The sequence below is a fragment of the Arsenophonus apicola genome, assembly GCF_020268605.1.
Lineage (GTDB): Bacteria > Pseudomonadota > Gammaproteobacteria > Enterobacterales > Enterobacteriaceae > Arsenophonus > Arsenophonus apicola.
In genome coordinates this window covers 628,345-642,739 of record NZ_CP084222.1, presented here as the reverse complement: position 1 = coordinate 642,739, position 14,395 = coordinate 628,345, and the positions used below count along the sequence as shown (strand labels likewise).

Genomic DNA, 14,395 nt, shown 5'->3' with positions numbered 1-14,395 from the left:
GATGAATTTTGAAAATGTTAATGAAAAATTATTAAAGATTGATCATATTATTGGTTGTTTAATTTAGATTTCCATTGGAATATTTAATTGTCAGATGTTAATTAGTTTAAGCATTTTTTATTCGCTTTGATTTAGTATGATTAGCATTCTCCTCTGTTTAAAGGAGAATGCTAAATTCTAAAATTGTGATAATTTTAATTTTGTAATATTAAGTGAGTTTTATCAACCGCAGACAAAAAATTAAAGCGGTAGACATTAATGTCACGCAAATAAAAGCCACAGGAAGTGTGAACATATGAGCAATACCGCCAATCAAAGCAGGTCCAAGTAAAATACCAGAATAACCTAGCGTAGACACTGCGGCTACAGCTAATGCTTCAGGCATTGCAGTTTGTTTTCCTGAGACAGTAAATAGCATAGGTGCAATATTTGATAATCCGAGACCTATTAGCATAAAGGCTATTGCTAATGTCCATAATGGACCATTGGCTACCAAAATAGCAAAACCAAATACTGCCATAAAACTACCATTAATAAATACCCGCTGAGCGCCCCATTGGCTAATTGCTTTATCGCCAAAGATGCGGCCAAAGGTCATCATAATGGCAAATAATGTATAGCCTAGTCCGGCATGATTAGGAGCAATATTCTGTTGACTGAGGAGTAAAATACCACTCCAGTCGAGCATGGAGCCCTCCATGATATAAGCGATACAACATAATAATCCCAAGATAATCACACTACCTTTTGGTAGGACAAAAAAAGGCGTGTCATTTGCGGTAGTATAATTGGTTAGGCCATTCCAGGTTGATATCATTAGTAAGCTTATAAATAATATAACTAATATAATTACTTGTAATGGTGTAGCGCCAAATGTTAATAACAAGCTAACGATGCCAGCACCAGCAAATCCTCCCAAGCTAAATAGGGCATGAAAACCTGACATTATTGGTTTTTGTGCTTGTTTTTCCGTAATCACCGCATGAATATTAACGACAACATCCATTGCACCAATACCCGCACCAAACAGAAATAGTGTGATTGCTAATGGTAAAACCGTTTCTATTGAAACGAGTGCTGCTAATGTTACCAGCACTAATATTGTCGCTAGAGTAAATATTCGCCGGCATCCAAAACGAGCTGCTAGCATCCCAGATAATGGCATCATTAATAAAGAGCCTAAACCAAAAGCCAGTAGTATCGCCCCCATGGTGCCATTTTCTACCTGTAGCCGTTGCTTAGCTAAAGGTATTAATGGTGCCCAGCTTGCTAAACTAAAGCCAGCAATAAAAAATGCTTTACGAGTCGCAATAATAGGCAAGTGCATAGCTCTCACGATATTTATTTCAGACACAACGAGTTCCTCGACAGCGAACAGACAGCTTAAAAATTGATTGAAAATTAGCTTTAGTTTTTCAGCTTAGCCAAATCCACTATCTTATCGAGATGGTTAATGATCGCAGTGGCCTGATGATAATTTTGCCCAGTAGATAACGGATGCGGCCAGGCATATATCTTACGCAGACCGGCATCATAAGCTGAACTGATACCTAAATCTGTATCTTCAATAACGATGGTGTTATTGATGTTAGCTTTTAGTTGAGTCATCATCGTGAGATAGGGTTCTGGATGAGGTTTGGTATATTTAACATCATTACCTGCAATCAATTTAATGGGGGTTAATAGTCCAAGTAAATTTATGTTAGCTAAACATACATCACGTGGCGCCGTAGAAACGAATCCAAATGGAATATGTCGTTGTTCCAGTAGATTAATTAAATCAATGACCCCAGGTCGCAAATATTTTTTAGCTAATTTAGCTTTATAGGTTTCAATCACTTGAGCGGAAACCGATGGTTGCTGTTCTGGTGGGATACCAATATATGATAAGGTTTCCTCTAAACTTAGCCCAATTAATTGTTGAGCTTCAACATGCTGAGTTTGCTCAGTTGCCACAGTGCGTAGAACGTCAAAATGTAATTGTTCGCTATCAACAATAACACCGTCTATATCAAAAATAACTGTCAGTTTATCCATTTTACTATTCTGCTTATCTGCTAATTAATATTAGATAGTCGTAGTAGTACTTTGCAGTTGGGAGCTTCAAGTGGAACCATTGTTTTATTATTAATATCACAGCCAACGGTACGAAAAGCGGATAGATAATCGGAAAAACTGAAGGTATGGCTTATTAGTTTTTCTGCCGGGATCTGTTTATCGCGGATCATCGCGTAAGCACGTTCGAAGCTATTATTTAGTGAATCAATTGAACCTATTATCGATAAACTTTTATCAGCGATTTTTAGTACGTCTAGCGTTGCTTTTTTATCTTTTAAGGCAACATTAAGTAATTTACCGCCAGGGGCCAGGTGAGAAATGAGTAATTCGGTAATTTGGCCGGTAGTATCAATACATAAATCTATTTGACTATTGCTTGTACCATACTCTTGTTCTATTGCTGACTCAAAATCATGATAAATTTTGCTATTGGGTGGTAAATTTTTACTGGCAAACTGATAGCGGTGGGAATTTTTTTCAACAATAAATGCATTTACACCACGTTGATGAAGTACCCATAAATAGAGCATTCCCATTGGGCCTGCTCCAATTACAGCAGCACGAATATTAGTATGGGTAATGGCTAGTTTATCAACACCGGTAATGGTACAACTCAAGGGCTCAGTGAGTGAGGCCGCCTCCATACTGACATGCTCGTCTAACTTAATTAAAAAAGCTTCATTAGCTCGATATTGATCAGCAAAAGCGCCATCGTAAGAAACACCGGCTTCAGTCCCCATTTTCATTTCACAATGATTAGGATTACCGGTTAAACACATCCGGCATTTTTGGCAGGCATAAGTTGGATTGATAACAACCCGATCGCCAACTTTAAATTTAGTGACATTCTTACCAATTTCAGTTACTACGCCACTGACCTCATGACCGAGCGTAGTTCCCGCTATCGCAACTGGATAATTATCATTAATAATACCGATATCTGTCCCACAAACACCACATACTGCGATATTAACAATCACATCATCAGCCTCTTGGCAATGCAGAGCAGGGGTTTCATGGATATTGATTTGCCAAGCTTGTGAATATTTGAGTGCCTTCATGGTATCATTACCTCTGGTTTATTTGATTTTAACTGACTCATTTCATTAAACGTGATATCCAATTTATTGATAATTTCATCTATATGTTGGCGGGTACAAATGAGTGGTGGACGTACTTTTAGGGTGCAACTTTTACCATAACGCGATCCTCGAATGATAAGATGATGCTTGTTAGCGAGATCAATAATTTGAGCTGCGTATTCTGGTGATGGTGTGTCGAAGCCAAACATATATCCAAGGCCACGTACTTTAGTAATATCATCGTGCTTATTTTGTAATGCAATTAAACTATCTCGTAAATAACCTTCATTTTGTTGTACATTAGCCAAAATATTTTCATCTTCGATGATATCAATAATTTCATTAAGTGCGGTTAAGGCTAATGGATTGGCACCAGAAGTACTTGAGTGCTCATAGAATTCAAGCACATCTAATTCTTCTTTCATTAAAATGCCGCCTGTTGGAATGCCAATTCCGCCTGCACCCTTAGCAAAAACAATAATGTCAGGATCAAGATCCTTGGCATAACCATTAGAGGCAAAGAACGTACCAGTACGACCAAAGCCGGTTTGTACTTCATAAGCAATAATAATAATGCCGTATTTATGACAGACATCTCTTATATAGCGGTAGAAATCAGTGGGTATAACAATATTTCCACCATTACCCATAACAGGCTCAATAATAAGACAAGCAATATTGTCATTAGAGCCGAGTTGGATAATTTGATCGAGATCGGGATAAGACGCTAATATATTTGTGTCTTCAGCACCGGCTAGCAGGCTAGGCGGCATAGGAATTTTAAGCGATCCTTCAATATTAATGCGAAAATTTTTGATTCGAAAAGCATTACCGGATATTTGTGCCGTTGCCAGCGATTGGCCATGATGGGCCAGGTATAGTGAAATGACGCCAGAGCGGCCAGTCGCTTTTTGTGCCATCCTTATTGCACCTTCAACAGCACCCGATCCTGAAACATCTCTAAACCAAATACGATTGATTTTTTCAGGAAGATATTTGATTAATTTTTGTAGAATACAAATTGACATTTCACGGGTATAGGCAGAGCTTAAATGGGTACAGCGATCTATTTGCTGCTTTAGTTTATCGGCTATTCTTTTATTAGTGTAGCCAAGTGGTAGATTGAATGTCCCTGAAGCTGCATCAATATATTTATTTCCATCTATAATTAAGTAGGGACCCTCACCTTGGTATTTAGCAATGAGAGTTTCAAAGGTTTTCTGCATAATATTAAAGCCTCCAATTTAGTTAATATAATATATTTTATGATTTTATAATTATTGTTTATTAATAAATATCAAAAAATAAATCAAAAAAATGACAATTACATGCCAGTTAAAAAATAATAAAAATTAATCAGTGTTAAATTAATGAATTTTAACTTACTTTATTATTTTTTCTTTTTAAATCAATGTTTTGGTTTTTGTTAATTGAGTGTATTTAATGGATTGATTTGAATTTTTATAATCGTAATATAAGTTATCATATAGATGTGATATTAAAAATAATAATTTAAAATTAAAGATTTTGTTGATTCATCTCTATTATGATTTCTTTAATTAAAAAATTAAACAGATAATATTTTTTTTTACAGAGGATGTTAATTTTTTTAAAATATTATTTGATTATAAATATCGATTGATATTTTAAATTAATATTTTACATGATTAGAGTAATAATTATTTAAAAAATAACTTTAATTAACTAATCAGAAAAATAGTTTAACAACCAGTTAGTGGCCCTTAAATCGATGTTAGATGCTTTGTTGTTAGGCAAAATATCGACCACAACGTTTTTCCAATCTGTTTTGCCAGATAAAAATATTTTATTTTTTGTTATTTACTATATTATACTGTTTTTTTATACAGTATTATTATGGTGATTGATATGGGTAATTTGCCTTTATTTTTAGATAAGATTGCTTGTGGCTTTCCATCTCCTGCTCAAGATTATGTTGAAAAGCGGCTTTCTTTAGATAAACAATTAATTCGTTTTCCTGAAAGTACCTATTTTTTGCGGGCATCGGGTCATTCGATGAAAGATGCCGGGATCTTAGATGGAGATTTGCTGATTGTGGAGTGCCATAACACAGCAAAACAGGGTGAGATTGTGATTGCCGAATTAAATGGAGAATTTACATGTAAATATTTACAATTATCTCCATTTAAAGCACTTCTTTCAGCTAATGCTGTTTATCCGCCGATTGTTATCAATGAAGATATGTCTGTACGTATTTTTGGTGTTGTCAGATATGCTATTCATTATTTTTGAGTAATAAAATGTTTGCCCTGATTGATGTTAATAGTTTTTATGTATCTTGCGAACAAGTTTTTCAGCCTGATTTAAAAGGAAAACCAACGGTTGTTCTTTCTAATAATGATGGTTGTGTTATCTCACGTTCTGAGCAAGCCAAAGCTTTTATAAAAATGGGAGCACCCTGGTTTGAAATTGAGTCGATGGTTAAAGCTAACAATATAGCGGTATTTTCCTCCAATTATACCTACTATGCTGATATGAGTATGCGTGTCATGGAAGTGTTAGCCTCTTTGGTACCCAAATTAGAAGTTTATTCTATTGACGAGGCATTTTGTGATCTCACTGATATTGACTCATTACACGATTTAACCCAATTCGGTTGTTATCTACAACAACAAATTATGCAGCGCTGTCATTTGCCTATTGGGGTAGGGATAGCCACGACAAAGACGTTAGCTAAATTAGCCAATTTTGCCGCCAAGCAATGGAAAGGTGCAAAAGGTGTTGTTGATCTTAGTCAACGCGATAGGCAACAAAAATTAATGTCTTTAATTGCCGTTGATGAAGTGTGGGGGATAGGTCGAAAATTAGCCAAAAAATTAAAATTAATGAATATTAAAACGGCATTAGATTTAAGCCAGATGCCGCCAAGCGATGCGCGCAAATTTGGTTCTGTCATATTAGAAAGGACAGTCCGCGAATTAAATGGCGTTGCGTGTTTAACATTAGAACAGCAACAAAAAGCCAAAAAGCAGATAATTTGTTCTCGCTCTTTTGGCCGTAAGATCAGTGAGTTTGAATTTGTTAGACAAAGTATTTGTGCGCATGCAGAGCGTGCAGCAGAAAAATTAAGGCAACAAAGACAATGCTGTCGTTTTGTTAGAATTGCGATCCAAACTAGTCGTTTCTCATCAAGCGAGCCGGCTATTTATCGATATGCGAGCAAAATATTGTCTTATCCAACGCAAGATAGTCGAGATATTATTAAGGCGGCAACGGAGATTTTACTGCAGATATGGCAGCCGGGGATTAGATATAGCAAAAGTAGTGTCATGCTAAGTGATTTTAGTGAACCAGATTTGAGCCAACTTTCTCTTTTTGCAACAGAAAAGCCATTAGCTAACGCGTATTCCCTTATGCAAGTGATCGACACTATCAATCAAAATCAAATTGGCAAAATAGGCTTTGCCGGGCAAGGGCTGATTAATAAAAAATATCCCTGGGTAATGAAGCAAGAATATCTTTCTCCTCATTGGACGACAGATATTAATCAAATACCTATTGTAAAATGCTAATATAAGAAACGATTTGGCGATATTTAAGCTGTTGTATTTAGCCGCTGTGTTTGAAAAGCGTTGGTGATTTCACATCCCCTGCTAATGGCTATTATGTTGAGCGTATCGGATTTTTATTAAACAAATTCAATAGCGTTTTTTAATCTAATAGTTGGTAGCTATTTTTTAATAATCGATGATTTATTTATCATATCTGTACATTACATTCCACAATTAACTAATTTTTATCACCATAAAACAATCGATTAATAAATTATTTATTCATGTTTTCGATAACTATTTTTAACAAAAAATAACATTGAATTATATAATTTAACATTAATTAAAATTAAATATTGGAATGTCTCATGTAATTAGTAAACTCAAACACCTCATCAACTAACCGGTTATCTTCTGCATCAGATGTTGCGCAACGCGATAAAAAAGTAGCTGAAAATAGCGCCAATGAAGAAAGCTCAACGGATAATTCAATAAATTCAGACAGTATAATACCGCATGATGGAGAAACATCGTTAATTTCAGCGTCAAATAATTCTGCCACCTCGTATGAGTATGATAGTGCTGCGCTTATCAAACAATTACATCATAAATTACCAACAGTCATATCATTATCAACAGAAGATTTTTATTATTCTGTTAACGATGAACAGGTTAGACTCTTATGTGGCCTGCTAACCGAAGAAGGTTATATCACATGCCAACCTTGCGATATTATTTTAGTCAGTGAGTTGGTAAATCATGTCATTGATTATCTGATCCGCTATAAAGATAATGAAGAGCAGATAGCCAAGCTCGCTAGGGTACTATTAAAACCATTAGGTGAATATGGCGCTAATCCAGAGGAAAAAATTTCTTCTGTCCGCCAGCAAGCAGTCATTGCCAATTGGTTACAATATGCCGTATTAGGTATGACAATTGAGGCATGGATATTAAAACAAATCAGTGATATCCCATTCCAAGAACAAAAATCATTAGGTGAAAATGGTGCTGATCCAGAGGAAAAAAATTTTTCTACACAGCAGCAAGCAACTGCCAATTGGTCATAAACTACTAGATTAGATATATTATCTGAAGCATGGAAATTAAAACAAATCAGTGGGATCCCATCACAAGAACAAAAACCATTCAGTGAAAATGGTGTTAATCCAGATGAAAAAATTTCTTCCGTCCGGCAGCGATCAATTATTACCGATTGGTTACAATATGCTTTATTAAGTATGTCATCTGATGCATCGTTATTAAAAAAAAGTAGTGATATCCAATCACAGGAACATTCTCTCCTACGCCATGCTAATCTGCGACGGCGGTTATTCGAACAACTCAATAGTCAGAATGAGTCTGGTAAATTGTCGCCTGAAAGCTGCACTTATTTTCAACAGCAAGTTATTAATCATATCATGCCCATATTTACGCTACAGATTAAGGCGGATAAGGGGGCGGAAAAACTAGCAGAGATGATGATAGATCAACCAGAATGGGGCTATTTACATGCTGGAATGGCGCTATTAAAGGAAAGTGGTGCTGACATTAAGGGCATGAGCCTGGAAGAGATTAGCAATAATGGTATGCTGCTGGCCGCACTTTTGCAGGAAGAGCGTGTTAGCGCTGAATATAAGCGATACTTCAAAATACCGGCTATGATCCATGAGCAATTAAATAGCAAAGATTTCTTTACCGCGACGACGTTGGAGATGACCAACGTTTATAACAATTATTTTGATTATTTAACGCAATCTGAACAAAACAATCCTTTTATCAAACTGATTAATTTATCAAAAAATTGGCAAAGCCGGCCAGAGCTTGCCCGCGAACAATTAAAAGCACATGATATTAGTGAGAACTGGTTAGATGAATATTTATATCACAATAGAGAAGTTGCTTTTATTAATCGACGGGGAGAAGAGCCATTATTACCCAATATAAATAAAGTTTTTGCCGATCAAAACCAGCAAATTGCTAAATTTACCGAACAGGCAGAAAAGATCTTACTGCCCATTGCTTTTAATTCAATCAGACAAACTGAACAAATCTTTATTGAACAGGCTGATATTCAACTGATTAAGGCCGAATTTAATGCTATTGGTAGTTATCGCAGTTACTCTATGGGAAAAGCAAGGCTGGGAATGGCTGCGGGTGGATTAGTAACCCGGGTACCTGAATCGATTGATCTGCTAAAGTGTACGCTTAATGGCGAAAAACGGATATACGCGTTAACCCTTGAGCAGGGTATAGGGTGTTATAAGTTATATCGTGTTGATGAGGATAAACTGTCAATTCTTGGCCTCTTTGGCCATGATGGTCGAGCCTATGATGATGATTATATATTAAAAACGCATCCTATTTTGACCTTAAAAACAACAAATGATAAACCCAACATACTGTTCGAAAAATTGGCTAAGCGGCGCAGTGAACGATTATACGAAAAACTACAAAAGGAAGGTTATCAGGCAACAACTCGGCAAAAAGTAGACGCTTTTTTCTTAAGTCTTATACCACTTTATACCTGTATTACTGAAGCCCAAAATGCGAATGCAGGGAAAGCGATTGAAGCCGGTTTATTAGATATCTTAGGCTTTTTACCGTTTATTGGCAAAAGTGTTCAAGTTGGTAGCCGGTTCAGCATCGCGATGGGAGAAGCAGCAGTTAATGGCTTACGAACTGGATTAATGCAGACTACACTCAGACAAGCATTACGGCAAGGAGGAGAACAATTTGTTAAGTTTGGCATTCCTCATGTTATGAATAGGGTACCACAAAAAACTTATATTAACTTAGGGGTTACTTTTTTACGTAGTACTGATCCGGGTTTTGGATTGTTAGCTTCGGGTGGCATAAAAGGGGTTAATGCGTTAAAAAATGCGGCAAAGTATTTACAACATAAAATTAAAGGATTAAGCCCATTAATCAAGGCGTTGGAAAAAAAGGCAAAAGATTTGGCTGTTGAGTCCGTTAAGTCGTTCAAGGTGGAGACAGCTTATCATCCTGAATTGGGAAAAGAAGTTCAGGTGGTTAATATCGGCCAGCAGCGAGGTAAAGACATTTGGGTACGAATCAATTTGGAAAACAATACCCTCTTGGGGCGAAAATATCTGCGTAATTCTGCTGGTGAGCTGGAATTAGCACCGGTACCAATCCACGAGCGGCTGTATCAACTAAAAACCCAAGGAATGGGCGGTAAAGGGGCAAGTAGAGCCGCTCAAAGATGGTCGATGGAATCTAAGCAAATATTAGGCTCGACAGCAAATGTTGAGCGATTAAATAAGCTAAAAGAATTAATTGTTAATCGGGAGGCTAACACGGTTATCAATTTATTTAATGCGGATTTGAGTAATATAAACTTTTCCAGTTATTTTGATAAGGTTAAAGTAACGATAGACCTCTCATTAGCGAACCTATCTAAGGCTAATTTAAGTAATAGTAACCTATATAAAGTTAATCTGATGAAAGCTAATTTGGATACTGCTAACTTGGCTGAAACAAATCTACAGTATTCAAATCTAACCGAAGCGTCAATGGTAGGCGTTAACCTATGCGATGCTAAATTGAATGAATCTATTTTAATCAAGGTTGATCTAAGGTCTGCTGAGCTAACAAAAGCGACCTTAAATGGCGTTGATCTGACCGAAGCTAAGCTCAAAAGTAGTAAGCTGGTAGAAGCGAAGATGATTTTTAGTAAACTAAATAACGCTGATTTAAGTATTGCTAATTTAAATAATGCAATACTGATTAATGCTGATTTGACGCATGCTAATCTAGTTGGTGCTAATTTGACATCTGCCGATATGACAGCAGCGACACTCACTAAAAGCAACTTGAATGATGCTGAATTAAAAAACGCAATCCTTAATAACGCTGATCTTACTAAAACTAAATTGCATGGCGCTAAATTAATTGACGCTCAATTGGAAAACGCTAATCTGACAGAAGCTAGACTAGTGCAGGCTAACTTATCTCGGGCTAACTTAGCCGGTGCGAAGTTGATAAAAGCTAACTTGGCTGACAGTAGGATGGTTAATGCTACTTTGTCCAATGCCGATCTATCGAATGCTTATCTAGTTGATGCTGAGTTAATGAATGCTAAATTAATGAATGCTAATTTACATGAGGCTAATCTCACTCATGTGAAGTTGGTTGAGGCTGACTTAACTGGAGCTAAATTAATTAAAACTCGATTAGAGCATGCTATTTTGTTTAAAGCTAATCTAAACAATGCAGATCTAACGCACGCGAAAATGCAGCAGATTGATTTAGCGGCAGCTGATTTGAGTGATGCTGTTCTCAATGGTGCGGATATGAGAGAAGCTAAATTGGCGAACGCGAATTTAATTAACGCACAATTACAGGGCGCTGATCTTACTGAGGCTAAACTAACAGAAGCTGTTCTAAAGGCCGCAGATCTGACGGATGTTAAGTTAATAAACGCTGAATTAAATGGTGCTAATTTGACTCGTGCTACGCTAATTGGCGTAGATCTGCATGGCGCGCATCTGATTGAAGTTAAATTTAACGGCGCTAACATGGCTAAAGCCGATTTGACAGACGCTGATCTTACTGACGCCGAATTGAATAATGTTAATCTGACTGGTGCTAATTTAACTAAGGTTAAATTAGGTGGTGCTAAGTTAATAAAAGCACAATTGGATGAAGCTAATCTATCTAACGCTCTATTGATTGAAACTGATTTAACGGAAGCTAGGCTGGTAAAAGCGAATTTACATAGTACGGTTTTATTCAAGGCTAATTTGACTGGTGCTGATTTGAGCGAAGCTAAATTGATTGAGGCTGATCTATTAGAAGCTGATTTGAAAAATGCTAATTTAACTGCGGTTAAAATGCATCGAGCGAATTTATCCAAGGCTCAATTGACAAATGCCACCCTGACTGAGGCAGATTTGACTGAAGTTAAGTTGAATGGTGCTAGTCTAATTAATGCTAACTTAAATGGCGTTGATCTAACCAAGGCGGAACTAAAAGAGGTCGATCTGACTAAAGCTGATTTATCGGCTGCTACCTTGACAGAAGCGAAATTAGAAGACACTAATCTGACTGAGTCTAATTTGACACAGGCTAAGTTGAATAAAGCCAGTATGCAGCTAGTTAATTTGACCAAGGCGGAATTAAATGGTGCAAAATTATGTAATGCTGACCTAAGTAAAGCTAAACTCACTGGCGCTAACATGGCTAACACTAAATTGGATGAAGCGATATTTATTGCTGCCGAGTTGAATAATGTAGATTTGACTAAAGCGAGTATGCGATTGGTTGATCTAAGGGAGGCCAACTTAAGACGCGCTAAATTGAATGATGCTGATCTAACGGGGGCTAAGCTGAGGAACGCGAAGCTAGAGAACACTGAATTAATCAATACAAATCTGTCTAAGACTGATCTATTCCAGGCGGAATTAAGTCAAGCAAAATTAACTGAAGCCAATCTATATAAGGCAGATTTGATTAAAGCGACTTTGACTAAGGCTAAATTAAGAGGCGCTAAATTAAATAAGGCTAACTTGACTGAGGTCACCATGGATCAGGCTGATTTATCTCAGGCTGATTTGAGTAATGCTGCGCTCTATAATGCCAGTCTGAGCGGAGTAAACTTCAGTAACGCTGTATTAAATAATACAAAATTGAATGGCGCTCATCTGGTTACTGCTATTTTAACTGAGGCTGATCTGACGAATGCTAATCTGACAGATGCTAAATTGATGTATGCAGATTTAACCGGCGCTAATTTAACTGGGACTAATTTGACTAATGCTATTCTGATTGACGCTAAATTAAATAAAACAAAATTGGCTAATACCAATCTAACCGGCGTTAAATTAATTGGCAATCAACTGGCAGACGTTCAGTGGCAGGGAATTAAGCTAGCAAATGCTGATCTAAATAGAGTGAAAATGTATCATGCCAATCTGAGCAAGGCCGATCTTACTAATACCAAATTAGTGGATACCGAGCTAACAGCAGCCAATCTAACTGAAATAAAATTAAATAAAGCGAATTTGTCTAATGCTAACCTAAAAGCGAGTAAACTGATTCGGGCTGATTTGCAGAGTGCTAAACTAAAAAACGCCAATTTGACTAACGCAATATTAACTGATGCTAATCTTGATGGTGCTGACTTGAGTGGCGTGACGTTAGTCGGTACTGATATTAGAAATGTTGATCTCAGTAAGACGACGTTAACACAATTACATATTAGGAATACTGATTTTACTGGCACGGTTCTCAACGACACATTTACCCTTGGTCTTCCTACCAACTGGAATGACGATAAGCTAGATTTGATGCTTAACCATTTTAATAATCCTGGCAGTATTTTAACCAGCATTAATAGTATTGATAATGCCTATGATAAATTAAAAACGCAGCTGGTTATTCAATTAATTCACTCTCTGGATCAGCCCGGCATTAATCTTAATCGGGTCACGTTACCATTATTAGATATTATCGCTAGATTGCCGTTTATAAAAAATCAGCAAATCAATCAGTTTGTTAATAAACTGCTAGATAATTACTTGAAGGATTACTCATCAGAATTGCTAAGTGCGTTAGAAGCGCATCCGACAATAGTTAATAGTTTACTCAATTATTTCGAGCAAAAGCCGAGCTTGATGGTGTTGCCAGGATTTCATAGTAGTTTTATGCAAACTTTGCTGGCGGCAAGAACTCAAGGTCTTGATGTTGCGAACGCGGGGCTAGCTTGTAATTTGTATGAAAAATATTTAAAACTACCTGAAATTCAACAACAACTGCAATATGAACAAATTAAAGATATTTTTGGTGATTATGCCGGTAATGTAGATTGGTCAGATAACAGTGCGCAAAACTATCTGTTTTTATCGCCGACTAAGCCAGGCAGAGTATTAGTTGTTGCTGAAAATATCCTGTCACAAATGTTACATCCTAATTCAGCAACCAAATGGGATAATATTTATCGCTTTCAGGATGGTGAATATTTAAGCTTTAGCGAATCTAACATAGATAAATGCTACAACGAAGAGTTTCCTCTATTCTCTAAATATTATACCTATAATCATCATCAGGCTACATTTGGTAAGTTAATCGAGGCGCTGGATTTGGGTGACCAACTTAAACCTCTGTTTCATGATGCCTTAAAAAACAATACATTTACGACAAAACTAGTCGATGATGCCTCGCAACAAGCATTAAGTAATGTTTTTTCTAAGGTACTTAATTTTGCTGATAATAGTTTAACAAGCGAAAATTATAGCCAGATCATGAAATTATATGGTTTGACCGCCAGCTCAGAGAGAGAAAAAGCGGAACATCTATTCTCACTATCAGCCGTTTTTACCCGTTATTCCTCCAGCACTATATTTGGCACTGAGCATCATTCGCCATTAATGCTAAGGTACTATGCCTACGCTTTAATGGAACAAGCCCACAAATGTGATCCAACACTAATTGGTCAAAATTTATTTAATGATTGGAAGGCGCGATTATTAGGAACAGGGGATGCTTTCACTTGTACGGCGCTTTTATCTGATGTGATGATTGAGCGAGCAAGAGAACGTTGTAATGAAGTTTTAAAAAGGATCCAACCACCGGCCTGGCGGTAAGGATTCTTATATATTAATCAGTTACTAAATAAAATGGCACTGGTGTTATTTATCACAGTGCCACCATTGAAATACCACTATTTTTGCTTAGCCAGTTTTTCATTGATTACGGCTAACAGAT

General features: G+C 36.7%; 9 protein-coding genes. 4 read left to right on the top strand and 5 right to left on the bottom strand.

The genetic code is table 11. The features are described from left to right. Positions 1 to 208 precede the first annotated feature (208 nt). From LDL57_RS02790 to LDL57_RS02775, 4 genes are all read right to left on the bottom strand, one after another. Positions 209 to 1,327: an MFS transporter gene (locus tag LDL57_RS02790; RefSeq protein ID WP_180560670.1), complete on the bottom strand. Its 1,119-nt coding sequence runs from the start codon at positions 1,325 to 1,327 to the stop codon at positions 209 to 211. An 80-nt stretch (positions 1,328 to 1,407) separates the two neighbouring features. Then, the gene (locus tag LDL57_RS02785; RefSeq protein ID WP_180560546.1) at positions 1,408 to 2,037 is read right to left on the bottom strand and encodes an HAD family hydrolase; all 630 of its coding nucleotides are present in this window, start codon (positions 2,035 to 2,037) and stop codon (positions 1,408 to 1,410) included. 20 nt (positions 2,038 to 2,057) lie between these two features. Continuing rightward, the gene (locus LDL57_RS02780; RefSeq protein WP_180560545.1) at positions 2,058 to 3,119 is read right to left on the bottom strand and encodes a zinc-dependent alcohol dehydrogenase; all 1,062 of its coding nucleotides are present in this window, start codon (positions 3,117 to 3,119) and stop codon (positions 2,058 to 2,060) included. After that, the gene (locus LDL57_RS02775; RefSeq protein WP_180560544.1) at positions 3,116 to 4,366 is read right to left on the bottom strand and encodes a class-III pyridoxal-phosphate-dependent aminotransferase; all 1,251 of its coding nucleotides are present in this window, start codon (positions 4,364 to 4,366) and stop codon (positions 3,116 to 3,118) included. Before LDL57_RS02775 ends, LDL57_RS02780 begins: the two co-directional genes overlap by 4 nt. A gap of 661 nt (positions 4,367 to 5,027) precedes the next feature. Between LDL57_RS02775 and umuD the strand changes: the two genes are divergently transcribed. Further along, positions 5,028 to 5,411, top strand: coding sequence for a translesion error-prone DNA polymerase V autoproteolytic subunit (gene umuD / locus LDL57_RS02770; RefSeq protein WP_225507002.1), 384 nt, complete (start codon positions 5,028 to 5,030; stop codon positions 5,409 to 5,411). An 8-nt stretch (positions 5,412 to 5,419) separates the two neighbouring features. After that, positions 5,420 to 6,691 carry a translesion error-prone DNA polymerase V subunit UmuC gene (umuC, locus tag LDL57_RS02765; protein WP_180560542.1) on the top strand — a complete coding sequence of 424 codons (1,272 nt, stop codon included), beginning with the start codon at positions 5,420 to 5,422 and terminating at the stop codon, positions 6,689 to 6,691. Between the two features lie 328 nt (positions 6,692 to 7,019). On the opposite strand, the gene LDL57_RS02760 is transcribed toward umuC, so the two are convergent. Next, positions 7,020 to 7,265, bottom strand: coding sequence for a hypothetical protein (locus LDL57_RS02760; protein ID WP_225507000.1), 246 nt, complete (start codon positions 7,263 to 7,265; stop codon positions 7,020 to 7,022). A 154-nt stretch (positions 7,266 to 7,419) separates the two neighbouring features. On the opposite strand from LDL57_RS02760, the gene LDL57_RS02755 reads away from it, so the two are divergent. Both LDL57_RS02755 and LDL57_RS02750 read left to right on the top strand, forming a co-directional pair. Continuing rightward, the gene (locus LDL57_RS02755) at positions 7,420 to 7,737 is read left to right on the top strand and encodes a hypothetical protein (RefSeq protein ID WP_180560540.1); all 318 of its coding nucleotides are present in this window, start codon (positions 7,420 to 7,422) and stop codon (positions 7,735 to 7,737) included. Positions 7,738 to 7,908: 171 nt separating this feature from the next. Beyond that, positions 7,909 to 14,274 (top strand): pentapeptide repeat-containing protein, encoded by a 6,366-nt coding sequence (locus tag LDL57_RS02750; protein ID WP_225506998.1) that lies wholly within the window; start codon positions 7,909 to 7,911, stop codon positions 14,272 to 14,274. Positions 14,275 to 14,395: the final 121 nt, after the last annotated feature.

Bases quoted from the DNA above. Each gene is read 5' to 3' on its own strand.
- LDL57_RS02775 (WP_180560544.1), bottom strand. From the start codon at position 4,366: ATGCAGAAAACCTTTGAAACTCTCATTGCTAAATACCAAGGTGAGGGT.
- LDL57_RS02780 (WP_180560545.1), bottom strand. From the start codon at position 3,119: ATGAAGGCACTCAAATATTCACAAGCTTGGCAAATCAATATCCATGAA.
- LDL57_RS02790 (WP_180560670.1), bottom strand. From the start codon at position 1,327: ATGCACTTGCCTATTATTGCGACTCGTAAAGCATTTTTTATTGCTGGC.
- umuC (WP_180560542.1), top strand. From the start codon at position 5,420: ATGTTTGCCCTGATTGATGTTAATAGTTTTTATGTATCTTGCGAACAA.
- LDL57_RS02785 (WP_180560546.1), bottom strand. From the start codon at position 2,037: ATGGATAAACTGACAGTTATTTTTGATATAGACGGTGTTATTGTTGAT.
- umuD (WP_225507002.1), top strand. From the start codon at position 5,028: ATGGGTAATTTGCCTTTATTTTTAGATAAGATTGCTTGTGGCTTTCCA.
- LDL57_RS02750 (WP_225506998.1), top strand. From the start codon at position 7,909: ATGTCATCTGATGCATCGTTATTAAAAAAAAGTAGTGATATCCAATCA.